14 protein-coding genes are annotated in these 16,162 nt (G+C 67.8%); 10 read left to right on the plus strand and 4 right to left on the minus strand.

Annotated features, from left to right (window positions below):
* Positions 1-36: 36 nt before the first annotated feature.
* The 3 genes from pcaF to DZC73_RS23315 are packed head-to-tail and all read right to left on the minus strand — an operon-like array spanning position 37 to position 2,627.
* Positions 37-1,239: a 3-oxoadipyl-CoA thiolase gene (pcaF, locus tag DZC73_RS23305; protein ID WP_124542762.1), complete on the minus strand. Its 1,203-nt coding sequence runs from the start codon at positions 1,237-1,239 to the stop codon at positions 37-39.
* A gap of 1 nt (position 1,240) precedes the next feature.
* The gene (locus DZC73_RS23310; protein WP_124542763.1) at positions 1,241-1,888 is read right to left on the minus strand and encodes a 3-oxoacid CoA-transferase subunit B; all 648 of its coding nucleotides are present in this window, start codon (positions 1,886-1,888) and stop codon (positions 1,241-1,243) included.
* Between the two features lie 37 nt (positions 1,889-1,925).
* The gene (locus tag DZC73_RS23315) at positions 1,926-2,627 is read right to left on the minus strand and encodes a 3-oxoacid CoA-transferase subunit A (RefSeq protein WP_124542764.1); all 702 of its coding nucleotides are present in this window, start codon (positions 2,625-2,627) and stop codon (positions 1,926-1,928) included.
* 157 nt (positions 2,628-2,784) lie between these two features.
* Here DZC73_RS23315 and DZC73_RS23320 point away from each other — a divergent pair, with 157 nt between their 5' ends.
* The gene (locus DZC73_RS23320) at positions 2,785-3,429 is read left to right on the plus strand and encodes a hypothetical protein (protein WP_124542765.1); all 645 of its coding nucleotides are present in this window, start codon (positions 2,785-2,787) and stop codon (positions 3,427-3,429) included.
* Positions 3,430-3,494: 65 nt separating this feature from the next.
* Here DZC73_RS23320 and DZC73_RS23325 read toward each other — a convergent pair whose 3' ends face one another.
* Positions 3,495-4,613 carry a saccharopine dehydrogenase family protein gene (locus DZC73_RS23325; protein WP_124542766.1) on the minus strand — a complete coding sequence of 373 codons (1,119 nt, stop codon included), beginning with the start codon at positions 4,611-4,613 and terminating at the stop codon, positions 3,495-3,497.
* Positions 4,614-4,760: 147 nt separating this feature from the next.
* Between DZC73_RS23325 and DZC73_RS23330 the strand changes: the two genes are divergently transcribed.
* The 9 genes from DZC73_RS23330 to DZC73_RS23370 all read left to right on the plus strand — a co-directional run bounded on the left by DZC73_RS23330 (position 4,761) and on the right by DZC73_RS23370 (position 16,137).
* On the plus strand, positions 4,761-5,201 hold the full coding sequence (locus DZC73_RS23330) for an Lrp/AsnC family transcriptional regulator (RefSeq protein WP_124542767.1): 441 nt from the start codon (positions 4,761-4,763) through the stop codon (positions 5,199-5,201).
* 107 nt (positions 5,202-5,308) lie between these two features.
* Positions 5,309-6,589, plus strand: a complete 1,281-nt coding sequence (locus DZC73_RS23335) for an HD-GYP domain-containing protein (RefSeq protein ID WP_124542768.1) — start codon at positions 5,309-5,311, stop codon at positions 6,587-6,589.
* Positions 6,586-8,685: a putative bifunctional diguanylate cyclase/phosphodiesterase gene (locus tag DZC73_RS23340; protein WP_235835251.1), complete on the plus strand. Its 2,100-nt coding sequence runs from the start codon at positions 6,586-6,588 to the stop codon at positions 8,683-8,685. Before DZC73_RS23335 ends, DZC73_RS23340 begins: the two co-directional genes overlap by 4 nt.
* Before the next feature lie 142 nt (positions 8,686-8,827).
* Positions 8,828-10,426: an EAL domain-containing protein gene (locus tag DZC73_RS23345; RefSeq protein WP_161974712.1), complete on the plus strand. Its 1,599-nt coding sequence runs from the start codon at positions 8,828-8,830 to the stop codon at positions 10,424-10,426.
* The gene (locus tag DZC73_RS23350) at positions 10,423-11,232 is read left to right on the plus strand and encodes an HDOD domain-containing protein (protein ID WP_124542770.1); all 810 of its coding nucleotides are present in this window, start codon (positions 10,423-10,425) and stop codon (positions 11,230-11,232) included. Before DZC73_RS23345 ends, DZC73_RS23350 begins: the two co-directional genes overlap by 4 nt.
* Before the next feature lie 8 nt (positions 11,233-11,240).
* A complete protein-coding gene (locus tag DZC73_RS23355; RefSeq protein WP_124542771.1) occupies positions 11,241-12,614 on the plus strand; it encodes a sensor histidine kinase in 1,374 nt (457 codons plus the stop codon).
* A complete protein-coding gene (locus DZC73_RS23360; protein WP_124542772.1) occupies positions 12,607-13,911 on the plus strand; it encodes an HD domain-containing phosphohydrolase in 1,305 nt (434 codons plus the stop codon). The genes DZC73_RS23355 and DZC73_RS23360 overlap by 8 nt, the downstream gene beginning before the upstream one ends.
* Entirely contained in the window at positions 13,908-14,492 is a 585-nt protein-coding gene (locus tag DZC73_RS23365; RefSeq protein WP_124542773.1) for a response regulator, read from the plus strand. Before DZC73_RS23360 ends, DZC73_RS23365 begins: the two co-directional genes overlap by 4 nt.
* 22 nt (positions 14,493-14,514) lie before the next feature.
* Positions 14,515-16,137, plus strand: a complete 1,623-nt coding sequence (locus DZC73_RS23370; RefSeq protein WP_124542774.1) for an ATP-binding protein — start codon at positions 14,515-14,517, stop codon at positions 16,135-16,137.
* Positions 16,138-16,162 lie beyond the last annotated feature (25 nt).

Consider the following 16,162-nt stretch of genomic DNA (forward strand, 5'->3'; position numbering starts at 1 on the left):
AGCCGGATCCGCGGGCGTGGCTTGAGGGGCGCTTCGCTATGTGCGTTCGATGATCAGTGCGATGCCTTGGCCGACGCCGATGCACATGGTGCACAGTGCGTAGCGGCCCTTGATTCGATGAAGCTGGTTGATCGCGGTCGTCACCAGGCGTGCACCGCTTGCGCCAAGGGGATGGCCCAGCGCGATCGCGCCGCCGTTGGGGTTCACGCGGGCATCGTCGTCGGCCAGGCCCAGTTCGCGCAGCACGGCCAGGCCCTGCGCGGCGAAGGCTTCGTTGAGCTCGATGACGTCCATCTGCTCAAGCTTGAGTCCGGTCAGGGCCAGCACGCGCTGCGTGGCCGGTGCGGGGCCGATGCCCATGATGCGCGGTGCGACGCCGGCCGTCGCCATGCCGACCACGCGGGCGCGCGGTGTGAGGCCGTGCTTCGCGGCGCTGGCCTCACCGGCGAGCAGCAGCGCACACGCGCCGTCGTTCACGCCCGAGGCATTGCCCGCGGTCACGCTGCCATCAGGCCGCACCACGCCCTTGAGCTTGGCCAAGGCTTCCAGCGAGGTCGAGCGCGGATGCTCGTCCTTTCCCACCACGATGTCGTCGCCCTTCTTCTGCGCGATGCGCACCGGTGTGATCTCCGCATCGAAGAAGCCGGATTCCTGCGCGGCCACGGTCTTCATCTGCGAGGCCAGCGCCATGCGGTCCTGCGCCTCGCGCTCGATCCTGAAGTCCGCGGCGACGTTCTCGGCTGTCTCGGGCATGGAGTCGACACCATACTGCTCCTTCATCAGCTTGTTGACGAAGCGCCAGCCGATGGTCGTGTCGTACACCGCGTTGCTGCGCGAGAAGGCGGTGTCGGCTTTCGGCATGACGAAGGGCGCGCGGCTCATGCTCTCCACGCCGCCCGCGATCATCAGCGTCGCCTCGCCGCTCTTGATGGCGCGCGCGGCGGTGCCCACGGCATCCATGCCTGAGCCGCACAGGCGGTTGATGGTGGCCCCGGGCACGTCAATGGGCAGCCCCGCCAGCAGCGAAGACATGCGTGCGACGTTGCGGTTGTCCTCGCCGGCCTGGTTGGCGCAGCCGAAGATGACGTCGGTCACTGCCGCCCAATCCACCTTGGCGTTGCGCGCCATCAGGGCCTTGAGCGGAATCGCCCCAAGGTCGTCGGTGCGCACGGACGACAGCGCGCCGCCATAGCGGCCGAAGGGCGTGCGGATGGCATCGCAGATGAAAGCTTGGATCATCTCAGTGTGTCTCCGGTGCGAGAAGCGGAACGCCGGTCAGGCGCTGCAGCTCGTCAAAGGACAAGCCGTCCACAGTCTCCACCACCTGCAATCCCCGCGCTGTCACGTCGATCACAGCCAGGTCGGTGTAGATGCGGCTGACGCAGGCGATGCCGGTGAGCGGGTAGCTGCAGCGCTCGACGATCTTGCTCTCGCCGCTCTTGGTGAGGTGGTCCATCATCACCAGCGTCTTCTTCGCGCCGATGGCGAGGTCCATCGCGCCGCCGACGGCGGGAATCGCATCGGCGCCGCCGGTGTGCCAGTTGGCCAGGTCGCCGCTTGACGACACCTGGAACGCCCCCAGCACGCAGATGTCCAGGTGACCGCCGCGCATCATGGCGAAGCTGTCGGCGTGGTGGAAGTAGGCGCCGCCGGCCAGCAGGGTGACCGGCTGCTTGCCGGCGTTGATGAGGTCATAGTCCTCTTCACCCGCCGCAGGCGCCGGGCCCATGCCCAGCAGGCCGTTCTCGGAATGCAGTAACACCTCGCGGTCACGCGGCAGGTGGTTGGCCACCAGCGTGGGCAAGCCGATGCCGAGGTTCACATAGGCGCCTTCGGGGATGTCGCGCGCCACGCGGGCCGCCATCTGGTCGCGGGTCAGCTTGTTCATGGGGCCGGGGCCTGGTTGGATGAGCGATGCATGGGTATCAGGCCGCCTGCTTGAAGCCGGCGGGTCCGGTGGCAGTGCGGGCCACCTGCACCACGCGGTGCACGAAGATGCCCGGGGTGACGATGTGTTCAGGGTCCAGCGCGCCGAGATCGACCACTTCGTGAACCGAGGCCACCGTGCACCGGGCCGCCATGGCCATCACCGGCCCGAAGTTGCGCGCCGTCTTGCGGTAGACGAGGTTGCCCCAGCGGTCGCCGGTCTCGGCCTTGATGAGGGCCACGTCCGCGTGGATGGGCGACTCGAAGACATACATGCGCCCGCCGATCTCGCGGGTTTCCTTGCCCTTGGCGAGGTCCGTCCCGTAGGCGGTGGGGGTGAAAAAGCCGCCGATGCCCGCACCCGCCGCGCGGATGCGCTCGGCGAGGTTGCCTTGTGGCACGAGTTCCAGCTCGATCTTGCCGGCACGGTACAGCCCGTCGAACACATGCGAATCGACCTGCCGCGGAAAGCTGCAGATGATCTTGCGCACCCGCCCCGTCGCCAGCAGCGCGGCCAGGCCGGTGTCGCCGTTGCCCGCGTTGTTGTTCACGATGGTGAGGTCGCGCGCGCCCTGGGCGATGAGCCCGTCGATCAGCTCCGCGGGCTGCCCGGCGCCACCGAAGCCGCCGATCATCACGGTGGCGCCGTCGCGGATGTCCGCGAGTGCAGCGGCCACGCTGTCCACGACCTTGTTGATCATCGGTGTCGTCCTGAAAAGTTCTTTATAAGAACATATGTTCGTCAAAGGAACACTTTAGAGGATTGGGGCGCGAAAGGGAAGTGTCGTCCTCACAACGCCAGGGTGGAAGCGCGACTTCGGAAATATGCACGTGCGACGCCTCGCCTAGGATTCGCCGATGTCCGCGCTGGCCCCGTCTCCGCTGCTGTCGCGCCGCACCCGCTGGCCGGTGCCGGTGACCCTGGCCGTGCTCATGCACCTGACGGCGGTCGTGCTGCTGTGGTCGGCCTGGCGGGCGACGAACGATTCGCAGCCCGCGTTCGCTCCGATGATCGTTCGTTGGCTGACAGCGCCGGTCGTTCACGAGGAAGACGCAACCAGGCCACCGCCCGCAGAGCCCCGGCGTGCCGAGCCGCCTGCCTCCTTCAAGGCGCGCAGCACTTCGCAGGCCGCGACGAGCAGGCTTGCGTCGACCACGGCGCCTCAGCCACAGGCACCCGCGGACGTGAGCGGCACAGTTCCCGCGACCACCGCACCTGCCGGCCAGCCGCTGAACCTCGATCCCGACACCATTGCCCGCGCCGCGAAGGACGTGGTGCACAACCCCTCGCTTTCGCGCCGCTCGGACGACATCGTGGGCAAGACCGAACCGCCCACGAAGCAGGAAGTGCTGGCCGCCCGCGTGGCCCAGTCGGCCAAGAAGGACTGCCTCAAGGGCGACTACGAAGGCAAGAACGACGGCAGCTACAAGCCGCGCCTGGGCGGCCTGTTCGAGATCCCCTTCCTCGTGGCCGATGCCGTCACCGGCAAGTGCAGGAACTGAGCACCGGTCAAAAAAACGCCGGGACAAGCCCGGCGATTGCAAGAGACAGACTCAACCAACCCGATTCAAGCCGCCTTCGACAGCTCTTCCATCGCATAGAACCGCCCGAAGCGGTTCCCGAGGAACTTCGCCAGCGGCACGTCTTCCTGGCGCACGAAGCCCGACTGCGGCAGCTCGCCCTGGGCCAGCAGGTCCACCATCGCGCACAGGCTGCCGGCGGTGGTGATCTGGATGGCGCTGCGCATCTTGCCGGCCACCACGTGGCTGTAGATCTTGCGGGCGTAGGTGTCCTGCACCAGGCGGCCGTCCTTCATGCCGGACACCGTCACGAACACGATCACCACGTCCTGCATGGTCGTCGGCACCGCCTGCTCCAGGATGTCCTTGAGCACGTCGCGGCGGTCCTTCAGGCGCAGGTCCTGCAGCAGCGCCTTCATGATCGCGGCATGGCCCGGGTAGCGGATGGTGCGGTAGTTCAGCGTGCGGACCTTGCCCTTGAGCGTCTCGCACAGCGTGCCCAGGCCGCCGGAGGTGTTGAAGGCTTCGTACAGCACGCCGTCCAGCGAGAACTCCTCGCGCTCTTCCAGCGCCGGCACCGTGCGCAGCTGGCCGTCGACGATGGCCTCGCAGGGCTCGCAGTACTCGTTGATGACGCCCTCGGTGCTCCAGGTCAGGTTGTAGTTCAGCGCGTTGCTCGGGTAGGCGGGCAGGGCGCCCACGCGCATGCGCACGGAGTCCAGCGAGTCGAACTGGCGGGCCAGGTCGGCGGCCACGATGGAGATGAAGCCCGGCGCCAGGCCGCACTGGGGGATGAAGGCAGTCTTGGATCCCTCGGACAGTTCCATCACGCGCTTGGTGCTGGCCACGTCCTCGGTGAGGTCCAGGTAGTGCACGCCCAGTTCGCGGGCGGCTTCGGCGACCTTGACGGTCAGGTGGTACGGGGCGGCGCTGAGGACGGCGAAGCAGCCCTTCATCGCATCGCGCAAGGCCTTCGCGTCCGTGACGTCCAGGCACAGCGTCTTCAGGCGGGGCGACTTCTTGCTGTCCGACTCGATCTCGGCCAGTTGCTCCTTGGAGCGGTCGGCCACCGTGACGCGGTAGCCGGAGTCTTCCGGGGTTTGAACCAGCAGATCAGCCACCACCGAACCGATCTTGCCGCCGCCAATGACGAGGATGTCCTTCATGTCCGCCTCCAAGGGAATGTGTGTCAAAACTGGGGGCAATTCTCGTGCCGCTCTGTGCAAAACGCAGCTAGGCGATCGACGGTATGGCGGCCATAATTCGGCGAAACGAAGCCAAAAGTTCGTCGAATCGACGAAACAGCCCGCACGATGTCCAAAGTCCTCCTCGACGCCACCGACCGCGAGCTCATCGCCTTGCTGCGCGAGAACGCCCGCGCCTCCACCGCCGAGCTGGCGCGGCGGCTCAAGCTGTCGCGCACCACGGTGCAAAGCCGCATCGAGCGCCTGGAGCGCCAGCGCGTCATCGCCGGCTACACCATCACCGTGCCTGACGAAATCGAGGCCTCCCTGGTGCGGGCCCACGTGATGATCACCCTCGTGCCCAAGCAAAGCGGCGCCATCGAGACCGCCCTGCGCAAGATCCCGGAAGTGCGGGTGCTGCACTCGGTCAGCGGGCCTTTCGACCTCATCGCCATCGCGGCGGCCGCCTCCATTGGCGAGCTCGACGAACTCATCGACCGCATTGGCGCGCTCGACGGCGTGGAGCGCACCACCTCCGCAATCGTGCTTTCCACACGAATCGAGCGATAAATCAGGGTCCACCCTGTCTGGTCGGCGGACAAGCCTCAAGCTTCAGTAACACCTGCCGACAACCCTTGCAGGCCGCCCGCGCCCATCGCGCGCGTGCGCCGAGGGACATGAAAAACGCCGGATCCACCGTTCAGATCGAGGTCGACGCACTCCAGGTTGGGATGTTCATCCATCTCGACATGGGCTGGATGTCGCACCCGTTCCCACTCAGCAGCTTCCGCATCGCGTCGGAACAGCAGATCGCGACCATCCGCAAGCTGGGCGTGAAGAAGCTGCGATGGAGTCCCGAGCAAAGCGTGCTGGCGCAGGCCGAGGACGAGGCCCAGGCTGCCGCTGCCGCGCAGGCCCAGCAGTCCACCCAGGACGAATCCCCCGAACAGCGTGCCGAGCGCGAACGGCGCGCTGCCACGGCCCGCGAGCGTGCCGCGCTGGCGGTGTGCGAGCGGCAGTTCACCGAAGCCACGCACGAGACCCGGGTGCTGACCGACCTTGTCGCCAGCCAGCCGCACGAGGCCCGCGACCGCGCCACGGCGCTGACCCAGGCCTTCGCGCAGAAGATGATGGGCGACGGCGAAGTCTGCATCCGCCTGCTCACCGAGGCCGCCGGCGACCGCGCCTGCGCGCACGCGGTGAACGTGACGCTGATCTCCATGCTCATGGGCCGGACCTTCGGCCTGTCTGAATCCGAGATGCTGGACCTGGGCGTGGGTGCGCTGCTGCACGACATGGGCAAGCTGGACCTGCCCCCGCGCGTGCGCCACCGCGAAGACCACTTCACCCCGAGCGAAGCCAAGTTCTACGAAGAGCATGTGACGCACGGCGTGTCGCATGCCCTCAAGATGGGCCTCACGCCCGGCGCGACGCTGGTGATTGCGCAGCACCACGAGCATGCCGACGGCAGCGGTTTCCCGCTCAAGCTCGGACACGAACGCATGACGCCAGCGTCGTGCATCGTCGCGCTGGTGAACCGCTACGACAACCTGTGCAATCCGCACGCCGCCTCCAAGGCGCTCACGCCGCACGAGGCCTTGTCGCTGCTGTTCGCGCAGGGCAAGAACAAGTACGACACCGCCATCCTCAGCGCCTTCATCAAGATGATGGGCGTATACCCGCCGGGCTCCATCGTGCAGCTCACCGACGACCGCTACGGCATGGTGGTGAGCGTGAACGCCTCGCGCCCGCTCAAGCCGCGGGTGTGCGTGTTCGATGCGAACCTGCCCGAAGCCGAGGCGCCGGTCATCGACCTGGAACAGACCCCCAAGCTGGGCATCCGCCGCAGCATCCGCCCCGCGGCCTTGCCGGCCGATGCGGCGGGCAACCTGTCGCCGCGCCTGCGCGTGGCTTATTTCTTCGAAGCCGACAGAGAACAAGAGGACGCGACTGCATGAAAGCTCCCAGCATGACCGAGGGCGTGGCGCTGGCCGGCATCGAGTTTGCAGCCGGGCTGATCGACGGCATGCTCGACGCCGTCTGGCTCATCGATGCGGCCAACTTGCGCGTGGTGGCGGCCAATGCCGCGGCCGGTGCGCTGATGGGTGCGGATGCATCCTCGCTGTGCGGGCGCGAGATCGTGGAGCTGTGCGCCACGCCTGAAGACCTGTTCTTCTGGGGCGAAGCCGCGTCCGGCCTCACGCAGGAGATCGAGTCCGAGACCTGGCTGCGCCGCTTCGACGGCATCACCATCCCGGTCAAGCGCCGCATCAGCCGCGTGAGCATGGGCCCGGCGCACGACCTCTTCGTCGTGGTACTGCACGATTCCAGCGAACGCCGCCGCGTGGAGGACGAGCTGGAAGAGCGCATCGAGGAACTGGCCGCGACGCTCGAATCCACCGCCGATGGGGTGCTGGTCACCGACATCGCCGGCAACATCCGCTCCTTCAACCAGACCTTCGCCGCGCTGTGGGGCCTGCCGCCCGAACTGCTGCGCCGCCGCGACGACGACGCGATCATGGACGCGATGGCGCGCGCCGTGACCGACCCCTCGGCCTACATGCACCGCGTCGCCGCCAACGAGGACACCGAGGTCCGCGAGGTGGTGGACACCGTCACCCTGCTGTCGGGCCGCGTGCTGCAGCGGGTGATGCTGCCGCAGATGAGCCATGGCCGCGTGGTCGGGCGGGTGCACTCCTACCGCGACATCAGCGAGCGGCTGGAGGCCATCCACCGCATCGAGACGCTGTCGAGCACCGACGCGCTGACAGGGCTGCCCAACCGCCGCGTGCTGGCCGACCGCGTGGACTTCTCCATCGCGATGGCGCAGCGCGAAGGCACGCCGTTCGCGCTGCTGTTCGCCAACCTCGACCGCTTCAAGCACGTCAACGACACCCTGGGCCACGAGTTCGGCGACCGCGTGCTGATGGAGGTGGCCGAGCGCCTGAAGGCCTGCCTGCGCCAGGTCGACACCGTGACGCGCCTGGGCGGCGACGAATTCGTGATGCTGGTCCACCAGGCCGATGCGCTGGGCGCGGAGTCCGCCGCACGCCGCATCCTGGAGGCCATGCACAGGCCCTTCACCCACGGCGGCATGAGCTTCGTGGTGACCTGCAGCCTGGGCATCGTGCTGTACCCGCGCGACGGCGCCGGACTGGACGAACTCGTGCGCCGCGCCGATGACGCGATGCAGGAGGTCAAGTCTGCCGGCCGCGCCAGCTACCGCTTCCACCGCAGCTGCGAGGTGCCCGGCCAGGATGGCGGGCCGCGCAGCCGCCTGCGCCTGGACAACGCCATGCGCCAGGCGCTGGTGGAAGGGCACTTCCGCCTGCACTACCAGCCGCAGGTGGACATGAACACCGGCAAGGTGCTGGGCGCGGAGGCGCTGATCCGCTGGCACGACCCGGAGCTGGGCAACATCTCGCCCGGCGAATTCATTCCCGTGGCCGAGCAGAGCGGCTTCATCGTTCCCATCGGCGACTGGGTGCTGCGCCAAGCCGTCCACCAGGCGGCGCAGTGGTACCGCCAAGGCCGTGGCCTGGTGGTGTCCATCAACGTGTCGGCGGTGCAGTTCCACCGCGCGGGCTTCGTGGACCGCGTGGCCTCGGCGCTGCACGCCGCCGGCCTGCCGGCCGGAATGCTGGAGCTGGAACTCACCGAATCCATCCTCATCCAGGACGCGCAAGAGGCCCTGCTGCGATTGCAGGCATTGAGCGACCTGGGCGTGAAGCTGGCCATCGACGACTTCGGCACGGGCTACTCCAGCCTGGGCTACCTCAAGCGCTTTCCCATCGACCGGCTGAAGATCGACCGCAGCTTCGTGCGCGGCCTGCCCGGCGACGAGAGCGACGTGGGCATCGTCAACGCCATCGTGAATCTCGGGCGCGCACTGCACCTGGAGATCGTGGCCGAAGGCGTGGAGACCGAGGACCAGCGCCAGTTCCTCATGCGCACCGGCTGCGAGCAATACCAGGGCTTCCTCTTCGCCCCGGCGCTGGACAGCCGCAGCTTCGAAGCCAAGCTCGATCCTGAGAATCCGCCGGCTGGCTTGTAAGCCTGCAAAGCCTGCAGTAGTACCGGAAAGTTGGCGCTTTCCCTGGGTTTGACAACCGCACAGCGGCCTGAAGATTCGGGCGTTCACCTGCTGACATCGATAACGGCGGGGAATGCGGGAATCAGCTCAGGGAGCTTGCTGTATGTCGACTGTTGTGGCGCCGGTAACGGCCGCGACGGATGTGCGCCACGCACTTGCCGCGGGCCAGTTCGGGCTGGTTTTCCAGCCGCAGATCCATCTGGCCACCGGCCAGGTCGTGGGCTTCGAGGCCCTGTTGCGATGGCATCACCCACAACGCGGCGTCCTGGCGCCTTCGGAATTCCTCCCCGACATTGAACGCTGCGGTCTGGCCGCAGACGTCGCGCGCTGGGTGATCGAGCAAGGCGTGCTGCAGCTGCGCGCCTGGGAGGACCTCGGGCATCGAGGCCTGCAGATGGCGGTGAACGTTCCCGTGAGCGTCTTCAACGACGATGGCATCACGGTGCTCCTGCAGGACCTCCTGGCGCGCCATGAAATCTCGGGCAACCAGATCGAGCTGGAATTGACCGAGCGCACGCTGACCGATGCGCTGCCCGCCGTCGTGCAGAACCTGCAGGCGCTGCGCCGCCAGGGCATTGCCGTGGCGATCGACGATTTCGGCACCGGCTATTCCAACCTGCGCCAGCTGGCGGGGCTGCCGCTGGACTGCCTGAAGATCGACCTGAGCATCGTGCAGGGCGTGGTGACCGACCCGTCGGACGCGATGGTGGCGCGCATGACCTGCGAGATCGCACGTGCGCTCAAGCTGCGCATCGTGGTCGAGGGCGTCGAGACCGAGGGGCAGCTGCAGTTCTTCTCCAACCTGCGCTGTGAACTGGCACAGGGCTTCTTCTTCGCGCGACCGATGGAGGCCGCGGACACCATGGCCATGCTCGCCTCGGGCCGTGCCTTCGCGCCGGCGGCGCCCCAGCTGGCGGTCGGCGAGCGGCACCTGCTGCTGCTGGACGACGAGCCCAACATCCTGCGCTCGCTGCGCCGTGTCTTCCGCGGCCAGCCCTGGACGGTGCACGTCGCCCACACGCCCGACGAGGCCTTCGAGCTGCTGGCACGGCATCCGGTGGGCGTGGTCATGTCCGACCAGCGCATGCCGCTGATGCGCGGCACCGACTTCCTTGCGAAGGTCAAGCGCCTGTACCCCGACACGGTGCGCATCGTGCTGTCGGGCTACACCGAGCTGCAGTCGGTGACCGAAGCCATCAACGAAGGCGCGATCTACAAGTTCCTCACCAAGCCGTGGAACGACACGCAGCTCAACGAGGAGATCGAGCAGGCCTTCCGCCAGTTCGAGATGGTGGCCGACACCCAGCGGCTGCAGCGGCGCCTGCGCGAGATCAACAAGCAGCTGGAAAGCCGCCTGCTGCAGAACGAGGAACGCCTGCAGCGCGAAGAGGCGGCGCTGGACGTGACGCACGAGGCGCTGGGCGTGGTGCCGGTGCCCATCCTCGGCGTCGATGCGAACGGAATGATCGCCATCAGCAACGCCGCTGCCGACATGCTGCTGGGCGGTGGCGTGTCGCTGGTGGGCGAGCACGTCGGCGACGTGCTGCCCGAGCACGGCGACAGCAGGTTCGACAGCCTGCACCACGGCACGCGCCAGGTGCGCATTGCCGGCACGACCTATGAAGTTCGGTGCAACGACCTGGGCGCGGCCTCGCGCGGGATGGGCACCGTCATCACATTGATCCAGGGAGCCAATGCATGAACGTAGCCACCTCGGCGAGCAGCCGAACCAAGAGGCCTGTGCTGCCGCCACCGTTTCCGGCGGTGGCGGTGCAATTGATCCAGCAGATGCAGGACCCCGACGCCTCGGCGGCGGACGTGGGCCGGCTGATCGAGCTCGACCCTTCGCTCACCGCGTCGCTGCTGCGCCTGGTCAATTCGCCGTTCTTTGGCATGCGGCGGCAGATTGCCGGCGTCTCCGAAGCGGTCACGGTGCTGGGCATGAGCGCGGTGCGGCGCATGGTGATGTCGGTGGCGGTGGTCACGCCGCTGCGCAAGCCGGAGATCGACCCGGCCTTTGCGAAGTCGCAGTGGCACCACACGGTGAGCTGCGCCGCCATCGCGCGCCGTCTCATTGCCGACGATGCAGCCGCCGCCGAACTGGCCTTCACGGCGGGCCTGCTGCACGACATCGGCCAGGTGCACCTGATGCAGCTGCATGGCCCGGCCTATGCGGCGCTGCATGCGGAGTCGCCCGATACCGACTGGCGCGGCATCGAGGCCGAGCGCTTCGGCCAGCCGCACGACTGGCTCGGTGCCGACCTGCTCGAAGCCTGGGGCCTGCCGCAGGTGATTGCCGATGCTGCACGCCTGCACCATGCGGCGCCTCCGCTGACCCACCTGACGCTGGTGCAGCAGGCGGTGTGCGTGGCCAATCGCCTGGCCGGCACGCCGGCCGAAGCGGCGCAGGCGGCGGTGATGTCGCCCAAGTCGCTCGTGCCGGTGAAGCAGGCCGTGGAAGAAGCCCGCGCTGAGATCGACACGATGGCCAGCCTGCTCAACGCCTAGGACGACGCATGGACGCCAACACCGGAGCCGCCTTGTCGCTCGTCGAGGAGCTGCACGAACTCAGCCGCGAGTCCGACGGCGACAGCCAGTCGCTGCAGGCCATGCTCAGCCACATCGTGCGCGGCTTCGGCGCGCAAAGCGGCAGCCTGGCGGTCGTCGATCGCCTGGAGCCCTCGCAGATGCGCATCGTGGCCGGCATCGACCTGCCCGAAGGCGTGATCGGCCAGACGGTCGCCCTGGGCACCGGCGTGCTGGGCAAGGTCGCGCAAAGCGGCGAACCCATGCTCATCAACGGCGAGCTGCGCCGGGCCGACAGCGACGGCAGCACGCCGCGCGCGCAGGGACGCCCGCGCTCGGCCATCTGCTGGCCGCTGGCCATCAAGAACCGCCGCATCGGCGCCTTGTCCATGAACCGCCTGGGCGAAGACAACCCCTTCACCGCCGACGACGTGGTGCGCGGACGCTCGCTGGTCACGCTGGTGGCGCTGGTGGTGGACAACGCCAACCTGCACAGCGAGCAGATGGAGCGCATCGAGCGGCTGTCGCAGCTCAACGAAGAGATGCGCACGATGAACGAGCGGCTGCAGACGACGCAGCAGGCCCTGCTGCAGTCCGAGAAGATGGCCTCCATCGGCCAGCTCGCCGCGGGCGTGGCGCACGAGATCAACAACCCGGTGGGCTATGTCTACTCCAACATCAGCACGCTGCAGGGCTACGTGCAGGAGCTGCTTCGCGTGGTGCGCCACCTCAGTGGCAAGGACAGCGGGCCTGCGCCGCAATGCGACGTCGACTTCCTGGAAGAAGACATTCCGCAGCTGGTGAGCGAGACGCGCGAAGGCCTGGACCGCGTCAAGAAGATCGTGCAGGACCTCAAGGATTTCTCGCGCATCGACAAGAGCGACGACTGGGAAGACGCGAACCTCGTCAAGGGCCTGGAGAGCACGCTGAACATCGTGCAGAACGAGATCAAGTACAAGGCCTCGGTCGTGAAGGAGCTGGTGCCTCTTCCCGACGTGCCCTGCCTGCCCACGCAGCTCAACCAGGTCTTCATGAACCTGCTGGTGAATGCGGCGCAGGCGATTCCGGCCAAGGGCACCATCACCCTGCGCTCGGGCTTCGATGCCTCGCAGGTGTGGGTGGAGGTGGCCGATGACGGCTGCGGCATGCCCCCGGAAGTGCAGGCACGCATCTTCGAGCCGTTCTACACCACCAAGCCGGTGGGCAAGGGCACGGGGCTCGGGCTGTCGGTGTCGTACTCCATCGTGCGCAAGCACAACGGCAAGATCGTGCTCAAGAGCGCTGCCGGCCAGGGCACCAGCTTTCGCGTCGTGCTTCCGCGCGTGAGGGAAGGGCAGTTGCGAGAGGAGGCCCTCCATGGCTGATGCCATCGGGGCGGGCTTCTCGGTGCTCGCCGTCGACGACGAACCCAACATCGTGTCGGCGCTGCGCCGCACGCTGCGCTCGCGCGGCTTCACGGTGCACACGGCGCTGGGCGGCGCCGAAGGGCTGCAACTGCTCGAATCGCAGAGCGTGGACGTCATCATCTCCGACATGCGCATGCCCGAGATGACCGGCGCGCAGTTCCTGCAGGCCGCACGCGCCAAGCTGCCCGAGGCGGTGCGCATCCTGCTCACTGGCTACGCGGACATCACCTCCACCATCGAGGCGGTGAACCACGGAGAGATCTTCCGCTACCTGTCCAAGCCCTGGGAAGACGAGGTGCTGCTGTCGGTGGTGAACGACGGCCTGGAGCGCAAGCGCCTGGCCCGCGAGCGCGACCAGCTGCTCGCGCTGACGAAGGAACAGAACGCGCAGCTGCAGCGCCACGCCGAGGAGCTGGAGCTGAAGGTGCAGGAGCGCACGCAGGACCTGCAGAAGGCCAGCGACGAGATCAAGGTGGCGCATGGGCGCATCAGCGCCGATTTCCAGGGCACGGTCAAGGTGCTGTCCACCATCCTCGAACAGCGGCCGGGCCTGACCGGTGGCGTCTCGCGCCGGGTGGCCGAGAAGGTCAAGAACCTCGGGCCGCGGGTGGGCCTGTGCAACGAGGAGCTGCAGGACACCATCTATGCCGCGCTGCTCGAAGACCTGGGCAAGCTCACCTTCTCCGAGCAATGGCTGACCACGCCGCTGCACGCGCTCAACACCCGCGACCGCGACGAGTTCATGAAGCATCCGCTGCATGCGGATGGCTACCTCATGTCGCTGCAGTCGCTGCGCGGCGCGGGCCGCGTGCTGCGCAGCCTGTACGAGCGCTGGGACGGCAAGGGCATGCCCGCACACCTCAAGGGCGATGCGATCCCGCTGGGTGCCCGCGTGCTGCGGGCCGCCAGCGAGTACGAGCGTCTGCGGGCGGGCAGCATCGAGACGCGCGCCTTCACCCACCAGGACGCCTGCAACTGGCTCAAGAACGGCAGCGAGACCCGCTTCGACCCCAAGGTGTCGGCGGCCTTCGTCGCGCTGCTGAATGAAGAGGCCAACACCGTTCCCACCAGGACGTTGCCGGTGTCCGGCCTGAAGCCGGGCATGGTGCTGGCGCAGGACCTGACCGCGGGCATCGGCGTGCTGCTGCTGTCCAAGGACCACCTGCTCGAAGAAGCCATGATCCGCCGCCTGGATGCCTTCCAGCGCCGCATCGGCAAGGACTTGCAAGTCATCGTTTATCGGAGCACCACATGAGCGACATCCGGATCATGCTCATCGACGACGAGCCGCACGTGCTGTCGGCCCTGCAGCGCCTGCTGCGTCAGCATCCGCCCGTGCCGGGGCAGCCCTTCGCGGTGGAGGCCTACACCTCGCCGCTGGCGGCCATCGAAGCCGCCCAGGAGCGCAGCATCGACGTGGTCATTTCGGACTACCGCATGCCCGAGCTGGACGGCGTGGAGACACTGCGGCGCATCCGCGAGCTGCAGCCACAGACGGGACGCATCCTGCTGTCGGGCTCGCGCGAGTTCGACACCGTGGTCGACGCGGTCAACGTCGCGCAGGTGGGGCGCATCGTCATCAAGCCCTGGGGCGAGGTGGAACTCGTGGCGGCCATCCGCGACGTGGTGGAGACGCGCCGCCTGCGGCTGGAGAACGCTGAACTCGCCGACGAGGTGCGTGCACAGCGCGGCCTCCTGTCGCAGCAGGATGCGGAACTGCGTCGCATCGAGAACCTGTGGCCGGGCATCACGAGGGTCGAGTGGGGCGCTGACGGCAGCATCTGCATCAGCGAGAAGGACGTGATCGATACCGGCTTCGGCCGATCGCCCGGTTGAGCGTGGCGCGAGAGGGGTCGAGGTGAGCGGGTTTTCTGTCAAGGCCGTGCCGGGCTGGCTGCGGCGGGTCCGCTGGCGCGAGCAGCGCCTGGGCCTGCGCCTGTTGCGGGCGGTCGTCCTGGCCAGCACCCTGCTCGCGGCGCTGGCCGCGGGCCTGCTGGTCGCGCTGGACTATCGGCGCGAGATCGCTGCCATCGACGAAGGGCTGGCACGGCTGGAGCGCACCAGCATGCCCAGCATCGCCAACAGCCTGTGGTCTTTCGACGAGACGCAGCTGCGCCTGCAGATGGTCGGCCTGCTGCAGCAGCAGGACGTGCGCTTCGTGCAGGTGATCGACAAGGGCGGCGACCGGTTCAGCGCCGGCACGCCGCCGGCCTCCGAATCGCTGACGCGGGAGTTCGCGCTGCGCCATGCGACGGCACGCAGCGAGATCGGCACCTTGCGCCTGACGGTGGGGCTGGACGAGGTGTACGGGCGCTTGCGGCGCAAGGCCTCGACCATCGTGGTGGCCACGGTGGCGGGCACGCTGGTGGGCGGGCTCATCATGCTGGCGCTGTTCGGCCGCTGGGTCACCCGCCACCTGGAACACATGGCGCGGCATGCACGCCGGCTCCAGCATGGGCTGACAGTGGATCCGTTGTCGCTGCAGCGCGAGCCCGGCGAACGGCCCGATGAACTGGACGACGTGGCCGAGGCGCTGAACGACATGACGCGCGACCTCAACGAGCAGCGCGACCAGCTGGAAGTGCTGGTCGCCCGGCGCACCGCCGACCTGCAGCGCGCCAACGACGACCTGGTGCTCACCAACCGGCGGCTGGAACAGGCCCAGACGCAGCTCGTGCATTCCGAGAAGATGGCCTCCATCGGCGTGCTGGCGGCCGGCGTCGCGCACGAGATCAACAATCCCATCGGTTTCGTGAGCTCCAACCTGGGCGCGCTGGGCGGCTACGTGGCCGACCTGCTGCGCCTGATCGAGGCCTACGAAGCCGCCGAGGACGCGCTCGGCGAGGCGTCGCCGCAGCGGCTGGCGGCCATCCGGCATGCCAAGGCGGCGATCGACCTGGAGTACGTCCGCGCCGACATCGGCGACGTGACGCGCGAGACCGCCGAAGGCCTGGCCCGGGTGACCAAGATCGTGCAGGACCTCAAGGACTTCTCGCACGCCGGCGAAAGCCACTGGCAGACCAGCGACCTGCACAAGGGCATCGACAGCACGCTGAACATCGTGCGCAACGAGATCAAGTACAAGGTGGAGGTCGTGAAGTCCTTCGGCGAGCTGCCGCCGATCGAGTGCCTGCCCTCGGAAATCAACCAGGTGTTCATGAACCTGTTCGTGAACGCGGCGCAGGCGATCGACCAGCGCGGAGAAATCCGCATCGCTACCGGGGTCGACGGCGAGGGCGTGTGGGCCGAGGTGAGCGACACCGGGCGCGGCATCGCCCCCGAGCACCTGCCGCGCATCTTCGAGCCCTTCTTCACCACCAAGCCGGTGGGGCAGGGCACGGGCCTGGGGCTGGCCTTGTCGTACGCCATCGTCAAGAAGCACCACGGCAGGCTGGACGTGCGAAGCACGCCCGGCACGGGCACGACCTTCCGCATCAGCCTGCCGGTGAGCCAGCCCGAGCCGCAGGCCGAACCGGCCTGAAACCCTGGCCGTCGCAGGAGACGGC

Source organism: Rhizobacter terrae, from assembly GCF_003852895.1.
Taxonomy (GTDB): Bacteria; Pseudomonadota; Gammaproteobacteria; order Burkholderiales; family Burkholderiaceae_C; genus Albitalea; species Albitalea terrae.

What these genes read in the sequence shown, in the direction of transcription:
- DZC73_RS23310 (WP_124542763.1), bottom strand. Translation starts at nt 1,888, where the DNA reads ATGAACAAGCTGACCCGCGACCAGATGGCGGCCCGCGTGGCGCGCGAC.
- DZC73_RS23320 (WP_124542765.1), top strand. Translation starts at nt 2,785, where the DNA reads ATGTCCGCGCTGGCCCCGTCTCCGCTGCTGTCGCGCCGCACCCGCTGG.
- DZC73_RS23345 (WP_161974712.1), top strand. Translation starts at nt 8,828, where the DNA reads ATGTCGACTGTTGTGGCGCCGGTAACGGCCGCGACGGATGTGCGCCAC.
- DZC73_RS23340 (WP_235835251.1), top strand. Translation starts at nt 6,586, where the DNA reads ATGAAAGCTCCCAGCATGACCGAGGGCGTGGCGCTGGCCGGCATCGAG.
- DZC73_RS23325 (WP_124542766.1), bottom strand. Translation starts at nt 4,613, where the DNA reads ATGAAGGACATCCTCGTCATTGGCGGCGGCAAGATCGGTTCGGTGGTG.
- DZC73_RS23335 (WP_124542768.1), top strand. Translation starts at nt 5,309, where the DNA reads ATGAAAAACGCCGGATCCACCGTTCAGATCGAGGTCGACGCACTCCAG.
- DZC73_RS23350 (WP_124542770.1), top strand. Translation starts at nt 10,423, where the DNA reads ATGAACGTAGCCACCTCGGCGAGCAGCCGAACCAAGAGGCCTGTGCTG.
- DZC73_RS23315 (WP_124542764.1), bottom strand. Translation starts at nt 2,627, where the DNA reads ATGATCAACAAGGTCGTGGACAGCGTGGCCGCTGCACTCGCGGACATC.
- DZC73_RS23365 (WP_124542773.1), top strand. Translation starts at nt 13,908, where the DNA reads ATGAGCGACATCCGGATCATGCTCATCGACGACGAGCCGCACGTGCTG.
- DZC73_RS23330 (WP_124542767.1), top strand. Translation starts at nt 4,761, where the DNA reads ATGTCCAAAGTCCTCCTCGACGCCACCGACCGCGAGCTCATCGCCTTG.
- pcaF (WP_124542762.1), bottom strand. Translation starts at nt 1,239, where the DNA reads ATGATCCAAGCTTTCATCTGCGATGCCATCCGCACGCCCTTCGGCCGC.
- DZC73_RS23355 (WP_124542771.1), top strand. Translation starts at nt 11,241, where the DNA reads ATGGACGCCAACACCGGAGCCGCCTTGTCGCTCGTCGAGGAGCTGCAC.
- DZC73_RS23360 (WP_124542772.1), top strand. Translation starts at nt 12,607, where the DNA reads ATGGCTGATGCCATCGGGGCGGGCTTCTCGGTGCTCGCCGTCGACGAC.